Origin of the sequence: Chitinophaga sp. H8, from assembly GCF_040567655.1 — a bacterium.
Taxonomy (GTDB): Bacteria; Bacteroidota; Bacteroidia; order Chitinophagales; family Chitinophagaceae; genus Chitinophaga; species Chitinophaga defluvii.
The window spans coordinates 3,146,572-3,169,277 of the sequence record NZ_JBEXAC010000002.1; the positions used below are offsets into that span (position 1 = coordinate 3,146,572).

The 22,706-nt window shown below is 42.8% G+C and carries 21 protein-coding genes and 1 riboswitch; of the genes, 17 read left to right on the top strand and 4 right to left on the bottom strand.

The window, feature by feature from the left end:
- Positions 1-55 precede the first annotated feature (55 nt).
- Positions 56-646 carry a TrmH family RNA methyltransferase gene (locus ABR189_RS26565; RefSeq protein ID WP_354663528.1) on the top strand — a complete coding sequence of 197 codons (591 nt, stop codon included), beginning with the start codon at positions 56-58 and terminating at the stop codon, positions 644-646.
- Positions 647-728: 82 nt separating this feature from the next.
- Here the strand turns inward: ABR189_RS26565 and ABR189_RS26570 are convergent, their stop codons facing one another.
- The gene (locus ABR189_RS26570) at positions 729-3,101 is read right to left on the bottom strand and encodes a ribonucleoside-diphosphate reductase subunit alpha (protein WP_354663529.1); all 2,373 of its coding nucleotides are present in this window, start codon (positions 3,099-3,101) and stop codon (positions 729-731) included.
- A 92-nt stretch (positions 3,102-3,193) separates the two neighbouring features.
- Positions 3,194-4,171: a ribonucleoside-diphosphate reductase small subunit gene (locus ABR189_RS26575; RefSeq protein ID WP_354663530.1), complete on the bottom strand. Its 978-nt coding sequence runs from the start codon at positions 4,169-4,171 to the stop codon at positions 3,194-3,196.
- Positions 4,172-4,287: 116 nt separating this feature from the next.
- Positions 4,288-4,495: riboswitch (cobalamin riboswitch) on the bottom strand.
- Positions 4,496-4,772: 277 nt separating this feature from the next.
- On the opposite strand from ABR189_RS26575, the gene ABR189_RS26580 reads away from it, so the two are divergent.
- From ABR189_RS26580 to ABR189_RS26590, 3 genes are all read left to right on the top strand, one after another.
- The gene (locus tag ABR189_RS26580) at positions 4,773-5,414 is read left to right on the top strand and encodes an ABC transporter ATP-binding protein (RefSeq protein ID WP_354663531.1); all 642 of its coding nucleotides are present in this window, start codon (positions 4,773-4,775) and stop codon (positions 5,412-5,414) included.
- Complete coding sequence (locus tag ABR189_RS26585; RefSeq protein WP_354663532.1) at positions 5,380-6,540, top strand: hypothetical protein; 1,161 nt, start codon at positions 5,380-5,382, stop codon at positions 6,538-6,540. The genes ABR189_RS26580 and ABR189_RS26585 overlap by 35 nt, the downstream gene beginning before the upstream one ends.
- Before the next feature lie 92 nt (positions 6,541-6,632).
- Entirely contained in the window at positions 6,633-7,523 is an 891-nt protein-coding gene (locus tag ABR189_RS26590; protein ID WP_354663533.1) for a YegJ family protein, read from the top strand.
- Positions 7,524-7,547: 24 nt separating this feature from the next.
- Here the strand turns inward: ABR189_RS26590 and ABR189_RS26595 are convergent, their stop codons facing one another.
- Complete coding sequence (locus ABR189_RS26595) at positions 7,548-9,101, bottom strand: hypothetical protein (protein WP_354663534.1); 1,554 nt, start codon at positions 9,099-9,101, stop codon at positions 7,548-7,550.
- A gap of 193 nt (positions 9,102-9,294) precedes the next feature.
- Here ABR189_RS26595 and leuC point away from each other — a divergent pair, with 193 nt between their 5' ends.
- The 5 genes from leuC (at position 9,295) to ABR189_RS26620 (ending at position 14,918) form a co-directional block, all read left to right on the top strand.
- Positions 9,295-10,692 carry a 3-isopropylmalate dehydratase large subunit gene (leuC, locus tag ABR189_RS26600; protein ID WP_354663535.1) on the top strand — a complete coding sequence of 466 codons (1,398 nt, stop codon included), beginning with the start codon at positions 9,295-9,297 and terminating at the stop codon, positions 10,690-10,692.
- A 93-nt stretch (positions 10,693-10,785) separates the two neighbouring features.
- Positions 10,786-11,535 (top strand): class I SAM-dependent methyltransferase, encoded by a 750-nt coding sequence (locus ABR189_RS26605; RefSeq protein WP_354663536.1) that lies wholly within the window; start codon positions 10,786-10,788, stop codon positions 11,533-11,535.
- Between the two features lie 46 nt (positions 11,536-11,581).
- Positions 11,582-12,181, top strand: a complete 600-nt coding sequence (leuD, locus tag ABR189_RS26610) for a 3-isopropylmalate dehydratase small subunit (RefSeq protein WP_354663537.1) — start codon at positions 11,582-11,584, stop codon at positions 12,179-12,181.
- Positions 12,182-12,257: 76 nt separating this feature from the next.
- Positions 12,258-13,337 carry a 3-isopropylmalate dehydrogenase gene (gene leuB / locus ABR189_RS26615; RefSeq protein WP_354663538.1) on the top strand — a complete coding sequence of 360 codons (1,080 nt, stop codon included), beginning with the start codon at positions 12,258-12,260 and terminating at the stop codon, positions 13,335-13,337.
- A gap of 75 nt (positions 13,338-13,412) precedes the next feature.
- Positions 13,413-14,918, top strand: coding sequence for a 2-isopropylmalate synthase (locus tag ABR189_RS26620; RefSeq protein WP_354663539.1), 1,506 nt, complete (start codon positions 13,413-13,415; stop codon positions 14,916-14,918).
- Positions 14,919-14,968: 50 nt separating this feature from the next.
- On the opposite strand, the gene ABR189_RS26625 is transcribed toward ABR189_RS26620, so the two are convergent.
- Positions 14,969-15,688 (bottom strand): M15 family metallopeptidase, encoded by a 720-nt coding sequence (locus ABR189_RS26625; protein WP_354663540.1) that lies wholly within the window; start codon positions 15,686-15,688, stop codon positions 14,969-14,971.
- 145 nt (positions 15,689-15,833) lie between these two features.
- On the opposite strand from ABR189_RS26625, the gene ABR189_RS26630 reads away from it, so the two are divergent.
- The 8 genes from ABR189_RS26630 to ABR189_RS26665 all read left to right on the top strand — a co-directional run bounded on the left by ABR189_RS26630 (position 15,834) and on the right by ABR189_RS26665 (position 22,667).
- Positions 15,834-16,616 (top strand): SDR family NAD(P)-dependent oxidoreductase, encoded by a 783-nt coding sequence (locus tag ABR189_RS26630; RefSeq protein WP_354663541.1) that lies wholly within the window; start codon positions 15,834-15,836, stop codon positions 16,614-16,616.
- Positions 16,617-16,738: 122 nt separating this feature from the next.
- The gene (locus tag ABR189_RS26635) at positions 16,739-17,506 is read left to right on the top strand and encodes a hypothetical protein (RefSeq protein WP_354663542.1); all 768 of its coding nucleotides are present in this window, start codon (positions 16,739-16,741) and stop codon (positions 17,504-17,506) included.
- Positions 17,507-17,542: 36 nt separating this feature from the next.
- The gene (locus ABR189_RS26640) at positions 17,543-18,394 is read left to right on the top strand and encodes a fumarylacetoacetate hydrolase family protein (RefSeq protein ID WP_354663543.1); all 852 of its coding nucleotides are present in this window, start codon (positions 17,543-17,545) and stop codon (positions 18,392-18,394) included.
- An 88-nt stretch (positions 18,395-18,482) separates the two neighbouring features.
- The gene (locus ABR189_RS26645) at positions 18,483-18,812 is read left to right on the top strand and encodes an L-rhamnose mutarotase (protein ID WP_354663544.1); all 330 of its coding nucleotides are present in this window, start codon (positions 18,483-18,485) and stop codon (positions 18,810-18,812) included.
- Positions 18,809-19,642: an amidohydrolase family protein gene (locus ABR189_RS26650; protein ID WP_354663545.1), complete on the top strand. Its 834-nt coding sequence runs from the start codon at positions 18,809-18,811 to the stop codon at positions 19,640-19,642. The genes ABR189_RS26645 and ABR189_RS26650 overlap by 4 nt, the downstream gene beginning before the upstream one ends.
- A gap of 22 nt (positions 19,643-19,664) precedes the next feature.
- Entirely contained in the window at positions 19,665-20,447 is a 783-nt protein-coding gene (locus tag ABR189_RS26655; RefSeq protein ID WP_354663546.1) for an L-fucose dehydrogenase, read from the top strand.
- A gap of 144 nt (positions 20,448-20,591) precedes the next feature.
- Complete coding sequence (locus ABR189_RS26660) at positions 20,592-21,821, top strand: sugar MFS transporter (RefSeq protein ID WP_354663547.1); 1,230 nt, start codon at positions 20,592-20,594, stop codon at positions 21,819-21,821.
- A 54-nt stretch (positions 21,822-21,875) separates the two neighbouring features.
- Positions 21,876-22,667, top strand: a complete 792-nt coding sequence (locus ABR189_RS26665) for an MbnP family protein (RefSeq protein ID WP_354663548.1) — start codon at positions 21,876-21,878, stop codon at positions 22,665-22,667.
- The last annotated feature ends 39 nt before the right edge of the window (positions 22,668-22,706 follow it).

Genomic DNA, 22,706 nt, shown 5'->3' on the forward strand with positions numbered 1-22,706 from the left:
CCTTTCGGGAATAGTTTCTTAGTTTTGCAGTTGAAAAAATATATTGTTATCTATTATGACACCAGAACGCAGGGAAAAATTATTGACAGTTTTAAACCGCCGTCAGGCTAATTTAACGGTGGTATTGGAGAATGTTGAAGATCCGCATAACATTTCTGCGGTGATGCGTACCTGTGACGCTGTAGGGATACAGGAAATATATGTAATAACTACGAAAGCGCCGAAACATAAACGATGGGGATTCCGAAGCTCCAGCAGTGCTTATAAGTGGCTGACAGTGCATCAGTTTACAGATGTAGCCGCCTGTATGACTGCATTGCGGGCAAAATATCAAACCATTTTAACTACTCATCTGGCAGCCGATTCGGTAGGACTTTATGAAATAGATTTTACAGGGTCCATTGCATTGGTATTTGGTAATGAACATGGAGGGGTAAGTGAGGAGGTAAGAGCTCTGGCGGATGGAAATTTTATTATTCCCCAAATGGGAATTATCCGCTCACTGAATATTTCAGTGGCCTGTGCAGTAACCATTTATGAAGCGATGCGTCAGAAAACAGTAGCCGGACATTATGCACAGCGTAGTTTGCCGGAAGCACAGTTTAACACTTTACTGGAAGCATGGGGGTTTGAAGAAGAGGAATAGGACGATAATCATCATATGTAAACATAGAGGGCTGACTTGGAAAAGTCAGCCCTCTATTTATTTAAACTATTTCAGTTTCATATTAAGCACTGCAGGTAACACAGCCTTCTTCCATGGTGCAAACTGCACCTTCCGGAATATCTTCCAGTGATACAGGTTGAGCAGCTACCACAGGTTCCATTTGCTGGCCACCTTGTTTCTCTACTGTAAACTGTACCGCTTGGGTCGCAGCTTGTGTACGCAGGTAGTACATGCCTGTTTTGAGGCCTTTTTTCCAGGCGTAAAAGTGCATGGAAGTTAGTTTCGCAGCAGTAGGGGTATCTACAAACAGGTTCAGTGATTGAGATTGACAGATATATGCACCTCTGTCCGCCGCCATGTCGATCAGATTACGCTGTTTTATTTCCCATACTGTTTTATACAGTTCTTTTATGTTGGTAGGAATTTCCTGGATATTTTGGATAGAACCATTAGCGGTAATGATTTTATTCTTCATATCATTATCCCAGAGTCCCAGTTCCACCAGATCTTTCAGGAGGTGTTTATTTACTACTACAAACTCCCCACTTAATACCCTGCGGGTATAGATATTGGAGGTATAAGGTTCGAAGCACTCGTTGTTCCCTAAGATCTGAGAAGTAGACGCTGTAGGCATTGGTGCTAACAGCAGGGAATTACGTACCCCATGTTGTTGTATTTCAGCTTTCAGTGCCTCCCAGTTCCAACGGGCAGTGGGTTCTACACCCCACATATCGAACTGGAGGATACCTTTGGATACCGGAGAGCCGGGATATGTTTGGTAAGCCCCATCTTTTGCAGCCAGGTCCTTAGAAGCGGTAAGGCCAGCAAAGTAAATAGTTTCGAAAATTTCCTTATTTAATTGTTTGGCAGCATCGCTTTCAAATGGATAACGCATCAGGATGAAGGCATCTGCCAGGCCCTGTACACCAAGTCCAATAGGACGGTGGCGTAGGTTAGAGCGTTCTGCTTCATCTACCGGATAATAGTTATTATCAATGATCTTATTCAGATTGATAGTAGCCTGGTAGGTTACATCAAATAATTTCTGATGATCAAACTGACCATCGATCACAAAGCGGGGAAGTGCAAGTGAAGCCAGGTTACAAACGGCTACTTCATTTGCATCTGTATATTCAATGATTTCTGTGCAGAGGTTGGAGCTTTTGATGGTGCCCAGGTTCTGCTGGTTAGATTTACGATTGGCCGCATCTTTATACAGCAGGTAAGGAGTACCTGTTTCAATCTGTGCATCCAGAATAGCAAACCAGAGATCCTGTGCTTTTACTTTTTTACGCGCACGGCCTTCCTGTTCGTACTGCGTATATAATGCTTCAAAGGCTTCACCCCAGCATTCATGTAATCCTGGTGCTTCGTGTGGGCAGAACAGGGACCATTCACCATTTTCTTCTACACGTTTCATAAACAGATCAGGCATCCACAATGCATAGAAGAGGTCACGTGCACGCATTTCTTCCTTACCGTGATTTTTGCGGAGATCCAGGAATTCAAATACATCTGCATGCCATGGTTCCAGGTAAATTGCAAAAGCACCTTTACGTTTACCACCACCCTGATCTACATAACGGGCGGTATCGTTAAATACGCGCAGCATGGGGATGATGCCATTTGAGGTACCATTGGTACCACTGATATAAGATCCTGTAGCGCGGATATTATGAATGCTAAGACCAATACCACCGGCGCTCTGGGAGATTTTAGCGGTTTGTTTAAGGGTATCATAAATACCTTCTATGCTATCACCTTGCATGGTGAGCAGGAAGCAGGAAGACATCTGTGGCTTAGGTGTACCTGCGTTAAAGAGGGTAGGCGTGGCATGTGTAAACCAGCGCTCACTCATCAGGTTATATGTTTTAATAGCTGCTTCAATATCATCTTTATGGATACCAACAGATACCCGCATGAACATATGCTGCGGACGTTCTGCCACTTTCCCATCCAGTTTCAGCAGGTAAGAACGTTCCAGCGTTTTGAAACCGAAGTAGTCAAAAGCAAAGTCACGGTCATAAATGATGTTGGAGTCCAGAATGTCTGCATTCTTTTTAATGATCTCCCATACATCATCCGCCAGCAAAGCAGCTGGTTTGTTGGTTTTGGGATCCACATATTCATATAGTTTCTTCATCGTTTTGGAAAACGACTTGATGGTATTTTTATGGAGATTGCTTACGGCAATGCGGGAAGCCAGCAAGGCGTAGTCAGGATGTTTTGTGGTAAGGGAAGCTGCTGTTTCTGCAGCCAGGTTATCCAGTTCTGTAGTACTTACACCGTCATACAACCCCTGGATCACTTTTTTAGCAACGTCAATGGCATCTACATATTCCGGATTAAATCCGTAGCACAGTTTTTCAATGCGTGCAGTGATTTTATCAAATTTAACGGCTTCTTTTCTGCCGTCTCTTTTTATGACAAACATGGGTATTGAATTTAATGGGTAAAAGAAATAGCGATTAGCTTTTGGCTGTTAGCTATTAGCCAAACACTGATGGCCAATAGCTAACGGCTTATTTAAAAGTCTTCTTCTAAACTAAAGGTTTGTGATTCTTTGCTGCCGCCGCCCATTACACCGGACTTCTGGTAGTCACCTACGCGTTTTTCAAAGAAATTGGTTTTACCCTGTAATGAAATCATTTCCATGAAATCAAATGGGTTGGGGGTATTAAACATTTTAGCACATCCGAGTTCGCCCAGCCATCTGTCTGCTACGAATTCAATGTATTGAGACATAAGACGGCTATTCATACCGATAAGGTCTACCGGTAGTGCGTTCACGATAAAATCCTTTTCAATTTCTACTGCATCCCTGATCAGTTCACGTACTTCATCTTCCGGCAGTTTTTGTTCCAGCATACTATAGAGCTGACATGCAAATTCGCAATGCAATCCTTCATCCCGGCTGATCAGTTCATTAGAGAAAGTAAGGCCTGGCATTAATCCTCTTTTCTTTAACCAGAAGAGGGAGCAGAAGCTGCCGCTGAAGAAAATCCCCTCTACTGCCGCAAAAGCTACCAGACGTTGTGCAAAGTTGCCGTTTTCGATCCAGCGTAATGCCCATTCTGCTTTTCTTTTAACAGCAGGTACTGTTTCAATGGCATGAAAAAGTCTGTCTTTTTCAGCAGGATCTTTCACATAAGTATCGATCAGCAGTGCGTAAGTTTCAGAGTGAATATTTTCCATCATGATCTGGAAACCATAAAAGCAGCGAGCTTCCGGTAATTGCACTTCTCTCATGAAGTTGACAGCCAGGTTTTCATTTACGATACCATCGCTGGCAGCAAAGAATGCCAGTACATGTGAAATAAAATGACGTTCACCATCATTCAGCCCGGCCCAATCCTTCAGATCTCCACTCAGGTCAATCTCTTCTGCCGTCCAGAAACTGGCTTCATGCTTTTTATACATGTCCCATATTTTGGGATAGTTAATGGGCAATATCACAAACCGATCTTTGTTCTCCCGGAGTAAAACTTCGTTTTCGTAGTTCATACGTTAAAATATTTTATGGTTAACTGCAGAGAGAAGGTGGCCCGACGGAAGATAACTATCCTACTGTGAGGTGGGGATGTCACTTTCGTCAATACCTTAACTCGCGAAGGTTTTGACAAATTTTGGCTGTTTTGGCAGGTCTCCTGGCTGTCCCTGTATCCGGATGCCTTCCCATTTACCTATTGATAAACAGTGGCTTTGTATCCGGTACCATAAACCGTTTGCGCACGGAATCGGGATCACAGTAGCGCGTCTGCTCGTGATTTCCACACGATTCCCTATTAATCCCGGTATCAACCGGGAACCAAAGCAGCAAAATGTAAGAACTATCGCAAATGTAAGCACGATTAACAGGGAGGGGAGATAAAGTTCTTAACAGGTGTGGAAAAAGAATCTCACAAAAAGGTGAACTATTTCGCAAGTATGCACAGCATTAGGTTTGCCGCGAAACACATGCCTTGTTCCGGGGGAAACGCACATTTGTGCATCCATTTTTCAATTGCCTGATTGATGAAAATATTTAATGCGAATGGGGCATATATTTTATTTATTTGACATGGGAAAAGTGGATTAATAGTCTGAAAACTGTACATTTATTTTTATGCAGGCACCAGTTATCACATTGCAAAAAGTTAGAAAGTTTTATGGCTCCTTCGAAGTGCTGGCAATTGACCAACTAGTGCTGAAAGGAGGGATTTATTGGCTGCAGGGACAAAATGGAGCTGGCAAAACTACCTGCATGAAAATGCTGGCCGGCCTGATTCCTTTTGAAGGGGAAATTATACTGCAAGGACAAGTCAGCAGTAAAAGACAACCGGTGCGTTATCGTCAGCTGGTTAACTATGCAGAGGCAGAACCAGTATATCCCGGATTTCTGACAGGAAAGGATCTTATCCGATTATATAACACGACCAAGAGAGGAGATACCACAATGACAGGGAGGATGGCCACTTTGCTGGGCATTGATGCATTTGTGGAGAACCCGGTAAGCAGCTATTCCAGCGGAATGCTTAAAAAATTATCATTATTACTGGCTTTTATTGGTACACCAGCAGTTATATTGCTGGATGAGCCACTTATTACTATTGATACTGCCACTTTACCCGTGTTATATACCCTGATACAGGAGTGTTATGATGATGGTGTTACTTTCTGTATTACCTCACACCAGCCAATACCACCAGGTGTATTGCCGGTAACCGCAACGCTTGCCGTGGAGCATAAAAACATTGTTTACAGATAAGATGGGCATAGCATTAGGCATTCTGACCAAAGTATTCACACACCGGTTCTATACCAGGAACACCGTTTTTTTTCTTTTATTATTTTATCTGCTCTTCGGTACTGTAGAAAGTAGTCAGCTTTTATCCTATCACCTTTCGCTGATGAAAGGGTTTTTGTTCAATACCAGCTTTTTATTGCTGGTATTAGGGTTATGGTTTTTATATAATGCAAAATGCGTGAATTATGTGGTGAAAACCCTCAGCACAAGAGGATATGAATTTCTATATAGTACATTGGGCGGCTGCAATACCGGCAGGAGGAGAAGCCTGTTGGTATGTATTCATATCTCCATATATTTTCCGGTATTGCTGTATTCACTGATAGCGATAATTGTTGCTCTACGTTATCAGCTATATATACCTGTTGTGAGTATATGCTTTTTTAACCTGCTGATGTGTGTCATTGCTGTATGGACATATGAAAGGAAGTTGCGTAATACGGATATTACTGCATTTTCAGGTTGTTTTAATCAGTGGTTGAATAAGCACTTCAGAAAACCTCCTGCACTTTATTATTTATATGAATTATTGACGGGCCATGCGCGTATGTTGCTGAGTACTAAATTGTTTTCGGGATTTGTGCTCCTGCTTACATTTGGGCTAATGAAGCAGGATATATATGATATCCGGATGGTATTGCTGGGTGTACTATTATGTACCATTGCGCACGTTATGCTGATATTCCAGCACAGGAATTTTGAAGATCAGCAATTGCAGTTCACCCGTAATCTGCCGGTGTCATTGTCTGAGAGATATTTATCAATGGCACTGTTGTATCTGGTCCTGTTTTTGCCGGAGTATATTATGGTAGTGGTCAATACCTGGCATCATCTGGTGCCGGCCGATCTGTTAAAAGTATTGTTGCTGGCCTTTTCGGCATTGTTACTTTTCCGGAGCTTATTGTATTTTGCCCGCCTCGACCCCGATAAGCACCTGCGTTGGGTATTATTGATTGCATTTATATTGTTGTTCATGATACTTGGGAAATGGCATCTTGCTGCGATTGTGTTGATGCAGGGAGCTGCTATCTGGATCTTTTTCAAAAGATATCCCACATACGAGCCACTGAAAGAAGCTATTCAATAAGTTACCCGGATCTGCAAAAGCAGATAAAAAAACTTCGAAATTCACTTTTTTATTTTTATCTTAAACAAGGTATCTTTTTTGAAACCTGGTATATGGGATTATTTTCGAGATTATTTGGTAAACGTCGTTCAGGGCATGCAGAAAAAGCAGCGAGCGGAGGAGTACCTCCGGGTGTTGTGACTATAGCAGATGATGATGAGCGGATGAATGATGCCATGGAAAAGGCCCGGCTTACGCTTGAATACTTCAGGGAAAGTTTGTTGTTACCCCGCCCCGAACAAACCTATTTTTCAGTAAAGGTGAAAATAGAAGACAAGGGCAAGCAGGAGTATATCTGGTTAACCTCCCCCAGCTTTGATGAAGAAGGTAATTTATTTGGTATCGTAGGTAATAAACCTCAATTTGTTAATAGCATAAAGGATGGTCAGGAGATAGGTATTGATGCCGGGAGTATTGCAGATTGGATGATACTGGAGGATGGCCGTCTTATCGGAGGGTATACAATCAGGGCTATCCGGGACCGGTTATCTGAAAATGAAATAGCTGATTTTGATAAAAACACCGGACTTAATATTGATGAGGGGGTAGATTATTTTCCGCATGACTTTTCCACACCGGAGGGAGCCATCCTTTGTCTGGAAGATGCTTATGATGAACACAATATTGAAAAGGCAATTGCCTGCAAGGATTTTCAGGAAGAAGCACGTATGTTGCTCAAACGTATGAATGAATTATATCAGGATGGTGAAATCGTAGAGCGTACTGCGGAAATACTGGAGTTGTCCTTTAGAAAAAGCTTGCAGGAAAATGGATTTCCTGTATTCAAAAATATATTGCGGGCTTTTCCCGTTCGCCAAAAGATCAGCAGGAATCTTTACCTGGTCACAGAAGTATGTATATTTCCGGATGGTTCCAAAAGCAGGCAGCAGCTATATACCTACAACGGGCCTGATGGTTGGCGGGTACTGCATCCGGAGGATTAGTAAAATAAGCTGCACCCTCTTTTATCAGATCCTTTTTTCTTTGTTGATGAATTTCCGGTTAATGATTGTTTGCACCGGAATACCCGCTATTTTGCTTTCCAGCCAGGATATAATGTCCAGGTAAAGGAAAGAGCGCCGTTCATAAGGATCCTGGGAAATCTGTTCCAGCTTTTCTTTTAATTCTATAAAAGCATTGCGCAATGCTTTGGGATTGGCATAGATATTCTTACGCAGGAATTTCAGGATTTCTTCCATTACCTGCCCGAGATCTTTGTTTTTGGCAATGAAATGGTATACTGACTTAATGAGATATTCAACCAGGCTGTAGTTTTCCAGCTCATAGTGTGCAATCAGGTGGAGTATCCGTGCAAAACACTGTATGTCGGCTCTCAGGTTGCCTATGCGGAGGTTTATGATTTTATTGAGATAGGTGATTGCTTTGTTATTATCCCCGCTGCCAAAATACAAACAGGCTATTTTGTAGTAAAACACCAACACGCGGTGCTGGTCAATTTTGAGCTGGTGCTCTGCGATCTGGTTTTCCAATTCAGGTACCAGGGACAGTCCGTTTTGGAAGGATCCTTCCATGAAATGCAGATTGATCCGGGCTGTATAGAAGTATACAAAAGCAGACGTACGGGTATTTTCATTAAAATTTTCCCCGTTTGCTTTTATAAAAGTATCCAGTTCCTGCAATGCTACGAGGAACTTGCTGTGGTTCATGGTATAAAAGTGTGCAGTCAACAGGTTATGCATCGCTTTTATATAAAGGTCTTTGTCTGTTTTCTGAAGGGAAGGATATTCAGAAAACAGATCTACCCATTTTTGGGTATAGCGGTAGTACATTACAAAATCCTGCAAAATGTAGTAATACCAGCTATAGGCCTGGTACAGGTATATTCTTTCATAAAAGCTCATCTGCTGTGTTTGCAGATGTGGTTTGTTTTCCTCAAAAAAGGATTGTACCATAGCGGCATCTTTAGCATCCCGGGCATGGCCTAGTTTCAGATACAGGCCGTATAAGCGCAGGGAGAGCGTAGATAGCTTACTGGTACTTGATAATTGTAGTTCAATACGACGGGATTCCTCACTGAGCACATCGGCCCGGTTTTCCAGGCTGCGCGTAATATGGCGCGACTCAATCAGCTTTTCAAATTCTATAATCTCATAAATCAGCATTACTTCTTCCTGTTCCTCGGCCATGGTTTTAGCTTTCGCAAGGATCTTGAGGCTTTGGTTGTAGAGGCCTTTGCTGTAAAGTACCCGGGCATAGTCCAGTTGCTCCCGAAGATCAATCAATGGGTCTTTTTGCTTAAACAGGAGGCGGAGGCTGGTCAGCAGATGCTTATAAAGATGCGCCTTTACATTGGATAGCTGTTGCTTCTTAATATCCGGTATTCTTTTGAGAATCTGTTCTTCGTCGTAATCCTTCATTTTGTCCAGGGTATTGAAAAGCTGGATAAAAAGGACATCTTCTTTGGTATTGTTTTTATTAAAAGCCAGCTGGAAATTGCGTTTTTCAGCTTTGGTGAGCGTTTTTATTAATATGAATAAGGCGTCGTTCTGACTGTTGGGCATCGTTAATAAAGTATTATAATTAGTTGATAGTCAATTTATTAATGACTGTCAAATGCTTTTAAGGATCGTAATTATAGCAAATTTAACTATAGGGCAATTAAATAATGCCTGTTAGATTTGGAGATATAATCTTAAAAGGAAGCTTAAAAGTAGCGATTATCTGTATAAGCGCTTAAATTAAAAGAAATTACGGATGGGAAAAACATTATTTGATAAAATTTGGGATAGCCATGTGGTGGCCAGTAAACCGGGATTTCCGGATGCGGTGTACATCAACACTCATTTTATTCATGAGGTGACCAGTCCACAGGCATTTGATGGTTTGAAGAAGAGAGGTATTCCCGTTTTCCGCCCTCAGAAAACCCACGCCACGGCAGATCATAATGTACCCACTGAAAATCAGCATCTGCCTATCAAGGAAGCATTAAGCCGGTTACAGGTGGAAATGCTGACTAAGAATACCACTGAATTTGGCGTAGCATTATACGGTTTAGGACATCCTTACCAGGGTATTGTGCATGTGATCGGACCGGAACTTGGCATTACCCTTCCGGGTATGACCATTGTATGTGGGGATAGTCATACCTCCACACATGGTGCCTTTGGTACAGTTGCATTTGGCATAGGTACTTCGGAAGTGGAGCAGGTACTGGCTACCCAGTGTATACTTCAGTATAAGCCCAAACGTATGAAAATTGAAGTGAATGGGACATTAAAGCGGGGGGTATTATCCAAGGACATCATTTTATATATTATATCAAAGATTTCAGCTTCCGGTGCCACCGGGTATTTTGTAGAGTACTGCGGAGAGGCAATCCGGGGTTTAAGCATGGAGGCAAGGATGACCATTTGCAATATGAGTATTGAAATGGGAGCCCGCGGAGGGATCATTGCACCAGACGACGTTACTTTTGATTATATCAAAGGCAGGGAGTTTGCCCCTCAGGGAGCGGACTGGGACAAGTCACTGGCTTATTGGAAAACACTGCACTCTGATGAAGATGCTGTGTTTGATGCCGTGCTTACTTTTGATGCCGCAGATATAGAGCCTATGATAACCTATGGTACCAATCCGGGTATGGGCATGGGAGTAACACAACATATTCCAGCCCTGGAGGAGTTGGATATTAAGGAAAGTCCTTCTTTTAAGAAATCATTGGATTATATGGCTTTGGAGCCGGGTAGTGGCCTGCTGGGTAAAAAAGTGGATTATGTATTCATTGGCAGCTGCACTAACTCCCGCATTGAAGATTTGCGGCTGGTAGCTGATTTTGTAAAAGGTAAGCATAAAGCTGATGATGTAGTGGTATGGATTGTACCGGGATCTAAACAGGTAGAGGCACAGGCAAAGGCGGAAGGGATTGATAAAGTGCTGGCCGCCGCCGGATTTCAGCTGCGCGAACCGGGATGTTCTGCCTGTCTGGCGATGAATGAAGATAAAATACCTGCTGGTATGTACTGTATATCTACTTCCAACAGAAATTTTGAAGGCCGTCAGGGACCCAATGCACGCACCTTCCTGGCAAGTCCGCTAACAGCAGCTGCAGCAGCCATTGCCGGTAAAGTGATGGATGTACGGGAAATGGTCTAAAGATTAACAGGAGGTTGCGGAGAATGCGGGATTCGAACCCCCGGAGTGGAGATGCAAATAAAGTAAAGGATTAATTGCTAAAAGCCAAAGATCATGAAACAATGGAACGCCAGCCTCTACAAGGAAAAACATGCTTTTGTATTTGAATATGGTAATAGTTTGATTGAATGGCTGCAGCCCAAGGCAGGCGAAAGAATACTGGACCTGGGGTGTGGTACCGGAGAACTAACCGCCAGGCTGGCTGCCAGCGGAGCAAAAGTAACGGGCATGGATAGTTCCCCTGCCATGATATCTACCGCCAGCGTTCACTATCCTAATGTGGAGTTTGTGGTAGGAAATGCGACCAGCTTCACGCTACCAGGGCAATATGATGCAATCTTCTCCAATGCTACCCTGCATTGGGTGCGCGAAAAAGAAATGGCTATTGCCCGCATGTATGCTCATTTGAAGAAAGGAGGCCGGCTGGTAATGGAAATGGGAGGTAAAGGCAATGTGAGCGATATTCTTACTGCCCTGGAAAAAGCGATGCAGTTGCATGGATACTCCTACAGGCCTTTCTGGTATTTCCCTTCTGTAGGAGAATACACCACTTTATTGGAACAGGCTGGTTTCCGGGTGAACCAGGTAAATTACTTTGACCGGATTACACAACTGGCAGATCCTGAAAACGGGATTATCGATTGGCTGAAAATGTTTGGGAACCACTTTTTTGAAAACGTTCCGGAAAAAGATCAGTATGATATTATGCAACAGGTACAGCATGATCTTTATCCTACCAATTTCCGGAATGGCAGGTGGTATTCTGAGTACGTAAGACTGCGGTTAATAGCAGTGAAAGCGTAACATATAATAATAACAATATAAAAATGGGGGAGGTCATTATTAAGATATGAGCAAAAAATTTCAACATCTTGTTTCAAAAGCGGTACCCTTACCAATTGAGAACATTGACACGGATCAGATCATTCCTGCACGTTTTCTGAAAGCTACCACAAGAGAGGGCTTTGGTGAAAACCTGTTCCGTGACTGGCGTTTTGATGCTAATAACACCCCGAAACCGGAGTTTGTGCTGAATAGCCAGCAATACAGTGGGCGTATACTGGTAGCAGGAAAGAATTTTGGATGCGGGTCTTCACGGGAACATGCTGCCTGGGCACTGGGAGATTATGGTTTTAAAGTAGTGGTAAGCAGTTTCTTTGCAGATATCTTCAAGAATAATGCACTTAATAACTTCATTTTACCTATTCAGGTGAGTGAGGAATACCTGGATAAAATATTTAAGGCTATTGAAGCAAACGCTGCTACTACACTGGAAATTGATCTGGAAAACCAGTTCATTAAAATAACAACTACCGGAGAACAGGAACAGTTTGATATTAATCCTTACAAAAAGACCTGTTTGCTCAATGGATATGATGATATCGATTATTTACTGAGTCTGCGCAACGAAGTAGTTGCTTATGAAGCGGGCAGGGAATATAATTTTTAATTAGCTACGAGCTTTGAGCTTCGAGCCATGAGCTCGTAGCTCAAAGCTCATGGCTCAAAGCTTTAACAAACAAAAAATGGGCGTTGACAAAAAGATCTTAGTGATTCCCGGTGATGGCATTGGCCAGGAAGTAACCGCATGGGGACAGAAAGTTTTAATGACGATTGCAAAGAACTTTAAACACACTTTCACATTTGAAGAAGGTATTATGGGACATGTAGCGATTGAAGCTACAGGAGATCCCCTGCCGGAAGAAACACTGCTGAAAGCAAGGAACAGTGATGCTATCTTATTTGGGGCTATTGGCCATGCTAAATATGATAATGATCCTACACTGAAGGTAAGGCCGGAGCAAGGGTTACTAAAGATCAGAAAGGAACTGGGCCTATATGCCAACCTGCGCCCTATCAGATTGTTTGATGAGCTGCTGGAGGCTTCCAGTATCAAGCCCGAGATACTCAGGGGAGCAGATATTTTGTTCTTCAGGGAACTTACAGGAGATGTATACTTTGGAGAGAAAAAATTGACAGAAGATAAAAATACTGCTTCAGATCTGATGATTTATCACAGGTATGAAATAGAACGCATTGCCCGGAAGGCTTATGAAGCAGCGCGCACCCGGAGAAATAAGCTTTGCTCGGTAGATAAGGCCAATGTACTGGAGAGCAGCCGTTTGTGGAGAGCGGTTGTTCAGGAAGTGGCCAAAGAATATCCGGATGTGGAAACTGAACATATGTTCATTGACAATGCGGCAATGCAGCTGATAAAGGATCCCAAGCGCTTTGATGTGGTCCTCACCGGTAATCTGTTTGGAGATATCCTCACAGATGAAGCCTCACAGATAGCAGGCTCCATGGGGATGCTGGCATCTGCTTCGGTGGGAGATAAAGTAGGGTTTTATGAACCAATACACGGTTCTGCCCATGATATTGCAGGCAAAGGTCTGGCAAATCCGCTGGCCTCTATTCTGTCGGCTGCGCTGCTGCTTGATATCTCTTTTGGTTTGAAAACGGAATCACAACGGGTAATAAAGGCGGTGGACGCCACTTTAAAACAAGGCTTCCGTACTATGGATATTGCCAACAAACATACCGTCAACAGTTTTATTATGGGTACGGATGCCATGGGGGCCAAAGTTTTAGAAAACCTTAGCTAACAACATTTAACAACTAATCAGATTCATTCACGGGAAAAGTATTCCTGTAATAGTATTCCCTTCATTCAATTTATTATGGACAAGAACCGCGTATATATATTTGATACCACTTTGCGTGATGGCGAGCAGGTCCCTGGCTGCCAGTTAACTACCGTTGAAAAAATTGAAATAGCCAAAAAACTAGAGGCCTTAGGCGTAGATATTATTGAAGCCGGGTTTCCTATTTCCAGTCCGGGCGACTTCCAAAGCGTGGTAGAGATTTCCAAGGCTGTTACAGAGCCAGTTATCTGTGCACTTACCCGTGCCAATACGATGGATATTGACGCCGCGGCAGATGCGCTGCGCTTTGCCAAACGTAAGCGGATCCACACCGGTATTGGCTCCTCCGATATGCATATCAAATATAAGTTTAACAGCACCCGCGATGAAATACTGAAACGTGCGGCAGATGCTGTGAAATATGCCCGCCGTTTTTGCGATGATGTTGAATTTTATGCAGAAGACGCAGGCCGTGCAGACAATGAATATCTGGCCAGGATGATTGAAGCTGTGATCAGTGCCGGTGCAACTGTGGTGAATATCCCGGATACTAACGGCTATTGTTTGCCGGATCAGTATGGTGCAAAGATCAAATACCTGGTGGATCATGTGTCTAATATAGATAAAGCCATTATTTCCGTGCATTGCCATAATGATCTTGGTTTAGCTACGGCCAACTCTATTGCCGGGGTAATTAATGGTGCACGCCAGGTAGAATGTACCATTAATGGTATTGGCGAACGTGCCGGGAATACCTCTCTGGAAGAAGTAGCGATGGTACTGAAAACACACCACGCACTGGGATATGCTACCGGTATTAACTCGAAAGGGATATATGAGATCAGCAACCTGGTTTCTACAATGATGCGTATGCCGGTACAGCCGAACAAAGCAATTGTAGGCCGCAACGCTTTTGCACATAGCTCCGGTATTCACCAGGATGGTGTATTGAAACACCGTGAGAACTATGAAATACTGAATCCGGAAGATGTGGGTATCAATTCTAATTCTATTATCCTTACTGCACGTAGTGGCCGTCATGCTTTAAAACACCATCTGGAGCGTCTGGGATATAAACTGGACAAAATTAATCTCGATGAAGTATATCATCGCTTCCTGGCCATGGCAGATCAGAAGAAAGAAATTGAGGATCACGATCTGTTGCAATTGATGGGGGATGGGGATATAAAGAATTATGATGACAAAGCCATTAAAGTAGTATTGTTACAGGTAGTATGTGGTGATCCCTTACGCCCGATGGCCACAGTAAGATTGCAGGTGAATGGTGAAGTGAAGGAAGCCAGTGCTGCGGGTAATGGCCCTGTAAATGCGACGCTCAACGCGATTCATGAAATTATTAAAGACGATATTCTGCTGGATGAATTCAGTATTCAGTCTATGCGTGGTGGTAGTGAGGATGTGAGTAAAGTAAATATGAGCGTGAAATATAGTGGTCAGACTTTTTATGGTTTCGGCTACTCAACAGATATTGTGAACGCATCTGTAAATGCTTATGTGGATGCCTTAAATAAAATATACTAGCAATTAGCTGTTAGCCTTTAGCCGTTAGCTTATTTTATTGAAGCTAGTAGCTAAAGGCTAATTGCTAACAGCTCAAAAGAAATATCTATCAATGGATATGCTTTGTAATCAGGCAGGTAATAATGCCACCATTCTGTTTCCAGGGCCCGGAACCCATGTTGCTCCATCATCGATCTAAGCAGGGTACGATTAGCCAGTATGTTGCTGTCGGCAGGTAGATAGCTAAAGTGCGCTTTTGCGGTAAAATCATCGAAGTCAGTTGGCATGTCTAATGCCAGGCCCGTTTTTAATACTATGATTGTAAGATCTACTGCCACGCCCCGGTTATGCCCGGAACCTTTTTTGGGGTCAGCGGCATACCGGTCATCCTGCACTGTTTCCCACATTTTTTCTGTTACCTGATAAGGGCGGTATCCATCAAATATTTTAAGGCCTAATCCCATCTGGCTTAAGGAAGCCTGTACCGCTTTTAATGCTTTCGCGGCAGGGAGCCGCAGATATACCGCCGGATAATTATATAGTTGTTTTTTAGTAAAATTATTTGTTGTAGCATATCTTACATCTGTTAGTATTCCGGGAATATACGCAGTAACATCTACGAGACGTTGGTTACTGTCTTTTCTTATTAGTTGTTTATATAATGCAATCTGGTCTACTATTTCCAGCCCATATTTATTAAGTGGAATAGGTTGTGCCCAAAGTACGTGGCTGGTGATGATAAAGAAGGCAAATAAAACTGCTTTATAGAAGGAGCTTATTGGTGTTTTCATATGCGCCAAAATGAGAGATAGGTGATTATTTGACAGAAAATTATTGAATATTCTTAAAATTGGGCAAGAAAGTACAAAATACGGTTAAAAAAGGATCGTATTACCCATAATAAAATAGGTATTTTAGAACCCTTAAAATTTCACGATGAACATGTTCAGATTAGATCATAAAGTGGCTGTTATTACCGGAGGTGGTAGCGGTATTGGACAAGCAATTGCAAAATGCTTCGGCACACAGGGAGCCGATGTACATATACTGGAACTCAATGAAGAAGGAGGGAAAGCAACGGTAGCAGAAATTGTGGCTGCAGGTGGTAAAGCCCAGGTGCATGCCTGTAACGTAGCTGACCAGGCTGTGGTGGTAAGCACAATGGATGGTATTATCAAAGCTAATGGGCGTTTAGACATATTGGTAAACTGTGCAGGCATAGCACACGTTGGCAACCTGGAGAATACTTCTGAGCAGGATCTTGACAGGATATATAGTGTAAATATAAAGGGTACTTATAACTGTTTATATGCCGTGATCAAACAAATGAAAGCGCAGGGAGGCGGGGTAATATTAAATGTAGCTTCTATTGCTGCCAGTGTAGGTATCCCTGATCGTTTTGCTTATTCCATGAGTAAGGGAGCTGTCTTTACCATGACGCTTTCTGTTGCAAAGGATTATATTCATGATAATATCCGCTGCAATAGTCTCTCACCGGCACGTGTTCACACTCCATTCGTAGATGGCTTTCTGGCCAAAAATTATCCGGGCAGGGAACCAGAGATGTTTGAGAAATTAAGCAAGACACAACCAATAGGCCGTATGGCTAAACCAGCAGAAATAGGTAGTCTGGCACTTTATCTGTGTTCTGATGAAGCTGGTTTTATTACCGGAACTGATTATCCGATTGATGGTGGTTTTATCACATTGAATAACTAATATTTAAGAAGAGTAATGAAAGCAGGAACGCAGTAGGCTATCTGAATATATACTACTGTGATTGTATTGGCTGCGATGCCATTATAATTGCTTTTATATTGCAGTCAAATAAATGTTCCATTATGAGACACATCAGTAAGGTGATAATAATGCTGGCCGGATTAGGTATGGCCGCTTGCCAATCATCTGGCACAAGGCAGGAAGGAAAAGAAGATACAGCTGCCGTTGATAAGCTGGTGCCAGCGCAGCCGGCTGGTACGATCCAGGTATCATTTGCGGATAAGGATAAAGCGGTACAATTGGTGAAGATCCGGTTTACCATTGATACCCTGGTAAAAGAAAAAGAATTTGACCTGGCCATCGCTACAGGTATGCAGGATGCTGATTTGTACAGAACAGTATGGGATAAACCGAATAGCTGCTACATAGGTGTTATAAAAGATAATAAAGGAGTCAGGTACTTTCATGCCAGTCAGGATGGCACAGATCTGAAAATATTTCATGTAAGTACACCCCCTAAAGCTATCTGGGAGTATGTGGAAAATGATCTGGGATTGGGTAAAGTAACTACAACAGGTGAAACAACAAATCACTATCAGAAGAACTTCCAGTCAGGCAAGATCATTGCTGACTTTATTGTAGAAGTAAAGGAAGTGGCTGGAAAAGATTCGGCCGACTTGTATACTGAGTTCGGCGGTGCCAATAAAAAAGAAAGGGTAGGAGTACCACATGGGTTTAAACCGGTAATTCAGTTAACAGCCGAGCAGGATCACTGTATATTCGGTATGATGAAGGATGATAAGTTTGAAGGCGTTACTGAAATACGCGTGGAAAAAGGACGTTTGCAACTAACACCGCTGAAAGCTATTATTAAAGCGGATGCACAATAACAATAATCATTTTTAAAAAAGTACAAAAATATTCAAATGAAACTGATCAGGTTTGGATTACCAGGAGAAGAAAAACCGGGCGTAGTTACTGCGGCAGGTATGTTTGACGTAAGCGCTTTTGGAGAAGATTTCGGCGAGCGTTTTTTTGAAACAAATGGTTTGGATCGTTTGGCACAATGGTGGGCCGTAAATGGAAAAGACTGTGCTCCGGTGCCTGAAGGTACCCGTCTGGGATCACCTATACAACGGCCTTCCAAGATCATTTGCATTGGCTTGAACTATGCCGATCATGCCCGGGAAACCAATGCACAGATTCCGCAGGAACCTATCGTGTTTTTTAAGAGCACTTCTTCCCTGGTAGGGCCAAATGATAACCTGGTTATTCCAAAGAATAGCCAGAAAACTGACTGGGAAGTAGAATTGGTAGTGGTAATTGGAAAGAAAGCAAGCCATGTGGAAGAAAAGGATGCCATGGATTACGTAGCTGGTTATTGTTTGCATAACGACTACAGTGAAAGAGCCTTCCAATTGGAAAGAGGTGGTCAGTGGGTAAAAGGTAAAAGCTGTGACACCTTTGCACCATTAGGCCCCTGGCTGGTTACCAAAGATGAAATCGGAGACATTAATAATGTACGTTTATGGCTTACCGTGAATGGCAAGATGATGCAAAACGGCTCTACTTCTGACTTCATTTTTAATGTTCCTTACGTTGTTTCTTATCTGAGCCAGTTTATGAGCTTGCTGCCCGGAGATGTAATTTCTACAGGTACTCCTGCAGGTGTGGGATTAGGGATGAATCCACAAGTATTTATTAAAGAGGGCGATGTCATAGAATTGGGAATTGACGGATTAGGTACTTCCCGTCAGGTGGCAGTAGCTTACAAATAGTTTTACCTGAGGCCAACAGGAAAGCAGGAGGAGGATTGTACCTGCTTTTTTGTTGGCCTTAAATTGATCATCGATAATCATAAAATACATGGAAAGGTTTTGTTTGGCACTGGATCTGGTAGATGACCCTGCGCTGATAGCGGAGTATGAGGCTATCCATAAGAATATATGGCCGGAAATAAAGAAAAGCATTCAGGATAGCGGAATTACAGTAATGGATATATATCGTTTTTCCAACCGTTTGTTTATGATTATGGAAGTGGACGAGACCTTTTCTGCAGAGCGCAAAGCGGCTATGGATGCAAGTGACCCTATCGTGCAGAAATGGGAACAGTATATGTGGAAATTCCAGCAGGCAATATCCGGTGCTCAGCCTGGTGAAAAATGGGTAATGATGAAACAGATATTTTCTTTATGAGTGCAGTTATAGATGCGCATCAGCATTTCTGGCATTATAATCCGGTAAGGGATGCCTGGATCACGGATGATATGAAGGTTATCCAGCGTAATTTCCTGCCGGAAGATCTGGCTCCTGTTCTGGCTGCCAATCAGGTGGACGGATGTGTTGCTGTACAAGCTGACCAGTCTGAAGAAGAAACCTTTTTTTTACTGAAAGCTGCTGAAGAACACGATTTTGTAAAAGGAGTAGTAGGCTGGGTAGATCTTCGCGCGGCAAATATTGCAGCACGCTTATCTCATTTTGCTGCTGAAAAGAAGCTAAAAGGTTTCAGGCATATTGTACAGGCAGAACCGGACAATATGTTTCTGCTGAGAGAAGACTTTTGCAATGGTGTTAAAGCGCTGGCTGTACATGATTTTACATATGATATTCTCGTATACCCCACACAGCTGCCAGCTGTGGAAAAATTTGTAGAAAAGTTCCCGGAGCAAAGACTGGTTATTGATCATATGGCAAAGCCATATTTTAAGACAGGCGATATAAAGGACTGGGCAGCCAGCATGCGGAAAATTGCGCAATCTCCACATGTGCACTGTAAAGTGAGTGGTATGGTCACAGAAGCTGACTGGCAACAATGGCAGCCGGCAGATTTTAAACCATTTCTGGATGTGGTATTAGAGGCATTTGGACCTGAACGGATGATGTTTGGATCGGATTGGCCGGTATGTCTGGTAGCTGGTGATTATGGCCGGGTAAAGGCTTTATTGACGGATTATATCAGCGCATTAACTGATGCAGAACAGCACGGTATTATGGGAGAGAATGCAGTGAATTTTTATAAGTTATAAATATTAAAACGGGAAACCAGTTATGAACTTAGGATTACATGATAAAGTGATTATTGTTACAGGCGGTGCCAAAGGGATTGGAGAAGCTATTTCTAAGCTGATAGCTGAAGAAGGGGGAATAGTGGTAATAGCAGGCCGAAATGCAGCGGATAACAATAAAACAGTGGATGAAATTGTAAAAACGGGCGGAAGGGCATTTGCCATTACTGCTGAACTGGGTAAAGTAGAAGACTGCAAAAAAGTGATCGCCTTAACGGTAGACCAATATGGGAAAATTGATGGTCTGGTGAATAATGCAGGAGCCAATGATGGCGTTGGGCTGGAAAATGGTTCTCCGGAAAAATTCATGACATCACTGCAAAATAATTTGTCACACTATTATAACCTGGCACATTATGCCTTACCCTATCTCAAAGAAACAAGGGGAAATATTGTAAATATCGGATCAAAAGTAGCGGATACCGGTCAGGGAAACACTTCGGGGTATGCCGCTTCAAAAGGAGCCATTAATGCTTTAACAAGAGAATGGGCCGTGGAAATGCTACCATATGCTATTCGTGTAAATACAGTGATCCCTGCTGAAGTATGGACACCATTATACGAAACATGGATTAACTCTTTACCTAATCCCAAAGAAAAACTGGCTGCGATTGTAAAGCATATACCACTTGAAAAAAGAATGACTACTGCGGAAGAGATTGGTAATATGACGGTGTTTTTATTATCTCCAAAGTCATCACATACTACCGGACAAATAGTATATGTAGATGGAGGATATACACATTTGGACAGATCGGTTAACTAGCTACGGCTATCAGTCCGCCTGCTTCCGGATGCTTTAAATAAATAATAATGATCAACTGAAAGATAAACAGCTGATAGCGCTTAGCTAGAGGCTCACAGCTCTGAAACAGCACGTTTTAATTGTAAACATATAAATTCACCCGTTATGGCCGGAGGCGCAGTCGGTAATTCCACCTATACCAGTACTAATGCAAAGCAGGGTAGTTATTTAATACCCTTTATACTGGTAACCAGCTTGTTTTTTTTATGGGGCCTTGCTTATGGCCTGTTAGATGTATTGAATAAGCATTTCCAGGAAGTGTTGAACATCACTAAAATGAGGTCTACCCTTTTGCAGGCAGCCTATTTTGGTGCTTATTTCCTGATGGCATTCCCTGCCGGGTTGCTGATGAATAAGTACGGGTATAAGAGAGGGATTATTTTAGGGCTGTTGCTGTATGCAATAGGTGCTTTCCTGTTTTATCCGGCAGCACATTTCACCAGTTTTGATTCTTTTTTACTGGCATTATTTATTCTGGCCAGCGGGCTTGCTTTTCTGGAAACGGCGGCTAATCCCTACGTTACTGTTTTAGGCCCCAAAGAAACTTCTGAACAAAGATTAAACCTGTCGCAGTGTTTTAATGGTCTGGGTTCCTTTTTAGGCCCCATTATCGGCGGTGCACTTTTCTTTGGTGAAAATACAAATGACTTGTCTTCCGTGCAATTGACCTATGTGATCATAGGTGTCATTGTACTGTTGATCGCTGGCTTTTTTTACAGAACACCTTTACCTGAAATAAAGGAAGATAAGGTAGAAGGACCGGAAGTGGAAGCGGATACACGCCCCTTGTTTGCGCATAAGCATTTCGTATGGTCTATCATTGCGCAATTCTTTTATGTTGCTGCACAGGTAGGTGTAGGGGCCTTGTTTATTAACTATGTAACAGAATACTGGGCCGGCACTTCCAGCCAGGAAGGTTCCTTTTTACTTTCTGTGGGATTGGGATTGTTTGTGGGCGGACGCTTTGTAGGAACAGCGTTGATGCGAACAATTGCACCTAATAAGTTATTGACACTTTATGCGGTGATCAATATTGTTTTGTGTGCAGTGGTAATGACCGGAAATGGTGCAGTGGCTTCCTATGCTTTAATTGGTACCTTCTTCTTTATGTCTATCATGTTCCCGACTATTTTCGCATTAGGGATCAAGGGATTGGGCGCAAATACCAAAAAAGGGGCCTCTTTCCAGATCATGTCCATTGTAGGAGGTGCTTTAGTGCCTGTGGTGATGGGATTGATCGCGGATAAGGAAGGTACGGCTGTTTCCTATGTTGTTCCGTTAATTTGTTTTGTAGTAGTATTCTTCTTTGGCTGGAGAGGCTATAAGAGAAGCTAATTATATCCAGGAATTCCGCGAAATCATCGTAACTTAATACCAGAAAGCATTACTATGATTTTGCGGAATTTTATAACCATGCCCTGGGTGGTTGCAGGAATTTTTAGCCTGTCGGCCATCTTCACTTCCTGCTCAAAAAGTGATACCGGAAAAGGAATGCCTCCTGCACCTGCTGATACTATACAGCTCTCCTTTTCGCACCTCGTAAATACGCAGCCATTAGTACTCGGTAACACCACCTACAAAAATGCAGCAGGAGAATCTTTTAACATTACCACCTTTAAATACTACCTGAGTAATTTTTCATTAATAAAAACGGATGGATCCAGTGTGGTACTAGAACCAGCAGCTTATTTTCTGATAGATGAAGCGAAGCCGGGATCAAAGACTATCTTGCTGGATGGTGTTCCTGCGGGGATATATAAGGGGATTTCCTGGTGGATAGGCGTAGATAGTACGCGCAATGTAAGCGGGGTGCAAAGCGGCGCATTAGACCCGGCTAACGGGATGTTCTGGACCTGGAATAGTGGCTATATTATGGCCAAACTGGAGGGTACATCACCAGTCTCCAATGCGACGATGAATCTGCTGGAATTTCATGTGGGAGGATTTAAAGGTACTACAAATGCTTTGCGGCAGGTAACCCTGGGCTTTCCTGAACCGGTCAATGTAGACAAAGGAAAGATACCAGAGGTGAGTGTAACCGCAGATGCCTATACCTGGTTTGATCAACCGAACCGCATCAGCTTTAAGGAGTTTGCGGCCTGCCATGTGCCTGGTGCAGATGCAATGAAGATCGCCGACAATTACCGGAAAATGTTTGCCATCAAAAGTGTTTTGAATTAAATACAGCTATACCAAAATCAATAATACATTGTGATGTAC

Bases quoted from the DNA above. Each gene is read 5' to 3' on its own strand.
- ABR189_RS26645 (WP_354663544.1), top strand. From the start codon at position 18,483: ATGGAAAGGTTTTGTTTGGCACTGGATCTGGTAGATGACCCTGCGCTG.
- ABR189_RS26595 (WP_354663534.1), bottom strand. From the start codon at position 9,101: ATGCCCAACAGTCAGAACGACGCCTTATTCATATTAATAAAAACGCTC.
- ABR189_RS26640 (WP_354663543.1), top strand. From the start codon at position 17,543: ATGAAACTGATCAGGTTTGGATTACCAGGAGAAGAAAAACCGGGCGTA.
- leuD (WP_354663537.1), top strand. From the start codon at position 11,582: ATGAGCAAAAAATTTCAACATCTTGTTTCAAAAGCGGTACCCTTACCA.
- ABR189_RS26565 (WP_354663528.1), top strand. From the start codon at position 56: ATGACACCAGAACGCAGGGAAAAATTATTGACAGTTTTAAACCGCCGT.
- ABR189_RS26660 (WP_354663547.1), top strand. From the start codon at position 20,592: ATGGCCGGAGGCGCAGTCGGTAATTCCACCTATACCAGTACTAATGCA.
- ABR189_RS26635 (WP_354663542.1), top strand. From the start codon at position 16,739: ATGAGACACATCAGTAAGGTGATAATAATGCTGGCCGGATTAGGTATG.
- ABR189_RS26625 (WP_354663540.1), bottom strand. From the start codon at position 15,688: ATGAAAACACCAATAAGCTCCTTCTATAAAGCAGTTTTATTTGCCTTC.
- ABR189_RS26575 (WP_354663530.1), bottom strand. From the start codon at position 4,171: ATGAACTACGAAAACGAAGTTTTACTCCGGGAGAACAAAGATCGGTTT.
- leuC (WP_354663535.1), top strand. From the start codon at position 9,295: ATGGGAAAAACATTATTTGATAAAATTTGGGATAGCCATGTGGTGGCC.
- ABR189_RS26620 (WP_354663539.1), top strand. From the start codon at position 13,413: ATGGACAAGAACCGCGTATATATATTTGATACCACTTTGCGTGATGGC.
- ABR189_RS26665 (WP_354663548.1), top strand. From the start codon at position 21,876: ATGATTTTGCGGAATTTTATAACCATGCCCTGGGTGGTTGCAGGAATT.
- ABR189_RS26630 (WP_354663541.1), top strand. From the start codon at position 15,834: ATGAACATGTTCAGATTAGATCATAAAGTGGCTGTTATTACCGGAGGT.
- ABR189_RS26605 (WP_354663536.1), top strand. From the start codon at position 10,786: ATGAAACAATGGAACGCCAGCCTCTACAAGGAAAAACATGCTTTTGTA.
- ABR189_RS26580 (WP_354663531.1), top strand. From the start codon at position 4,773: ATGCAGGCACCAGTTATCACATTGCAAAAAGTTAGAAAGTTTTATGGC.
- ABR189_RS26655 (WP_354663546.1), top strand. From the start codon at position 19,665: ATGAACTTAGGATTACATGATAAAGTGATTATTGTTACAGGCGGTGCC.
- ABR189_RS26570 (WP_354663529.1), bottom strand. From the start codon at position 3,101: ATGTTTGTCATAAAAAGAGACGGCAGAAAAGAAGCCGTTAAATTTGAT.
- ABR189_RS26650 (WP_354663545.1), top strand. From the start codon at position 18,809: ATGAGTGCAGTTATAGATGCGCATCAGCATTTCTGGCATTATAATCCG.
- leuB (WP_354663538.1), top strand. From the start codon at position 12,258: ATGGGCGTTGACAAAAAGATCTTAGTGATTCCCGGTGATGGCATTGGC.
- ABR189_RS26590 (WP_354663533.1), top strand. From the start codon at position 6,633: ATGGGATTATTTTCGAGATTATTTGGTAAACGTCGTTCAGGGCATGCA.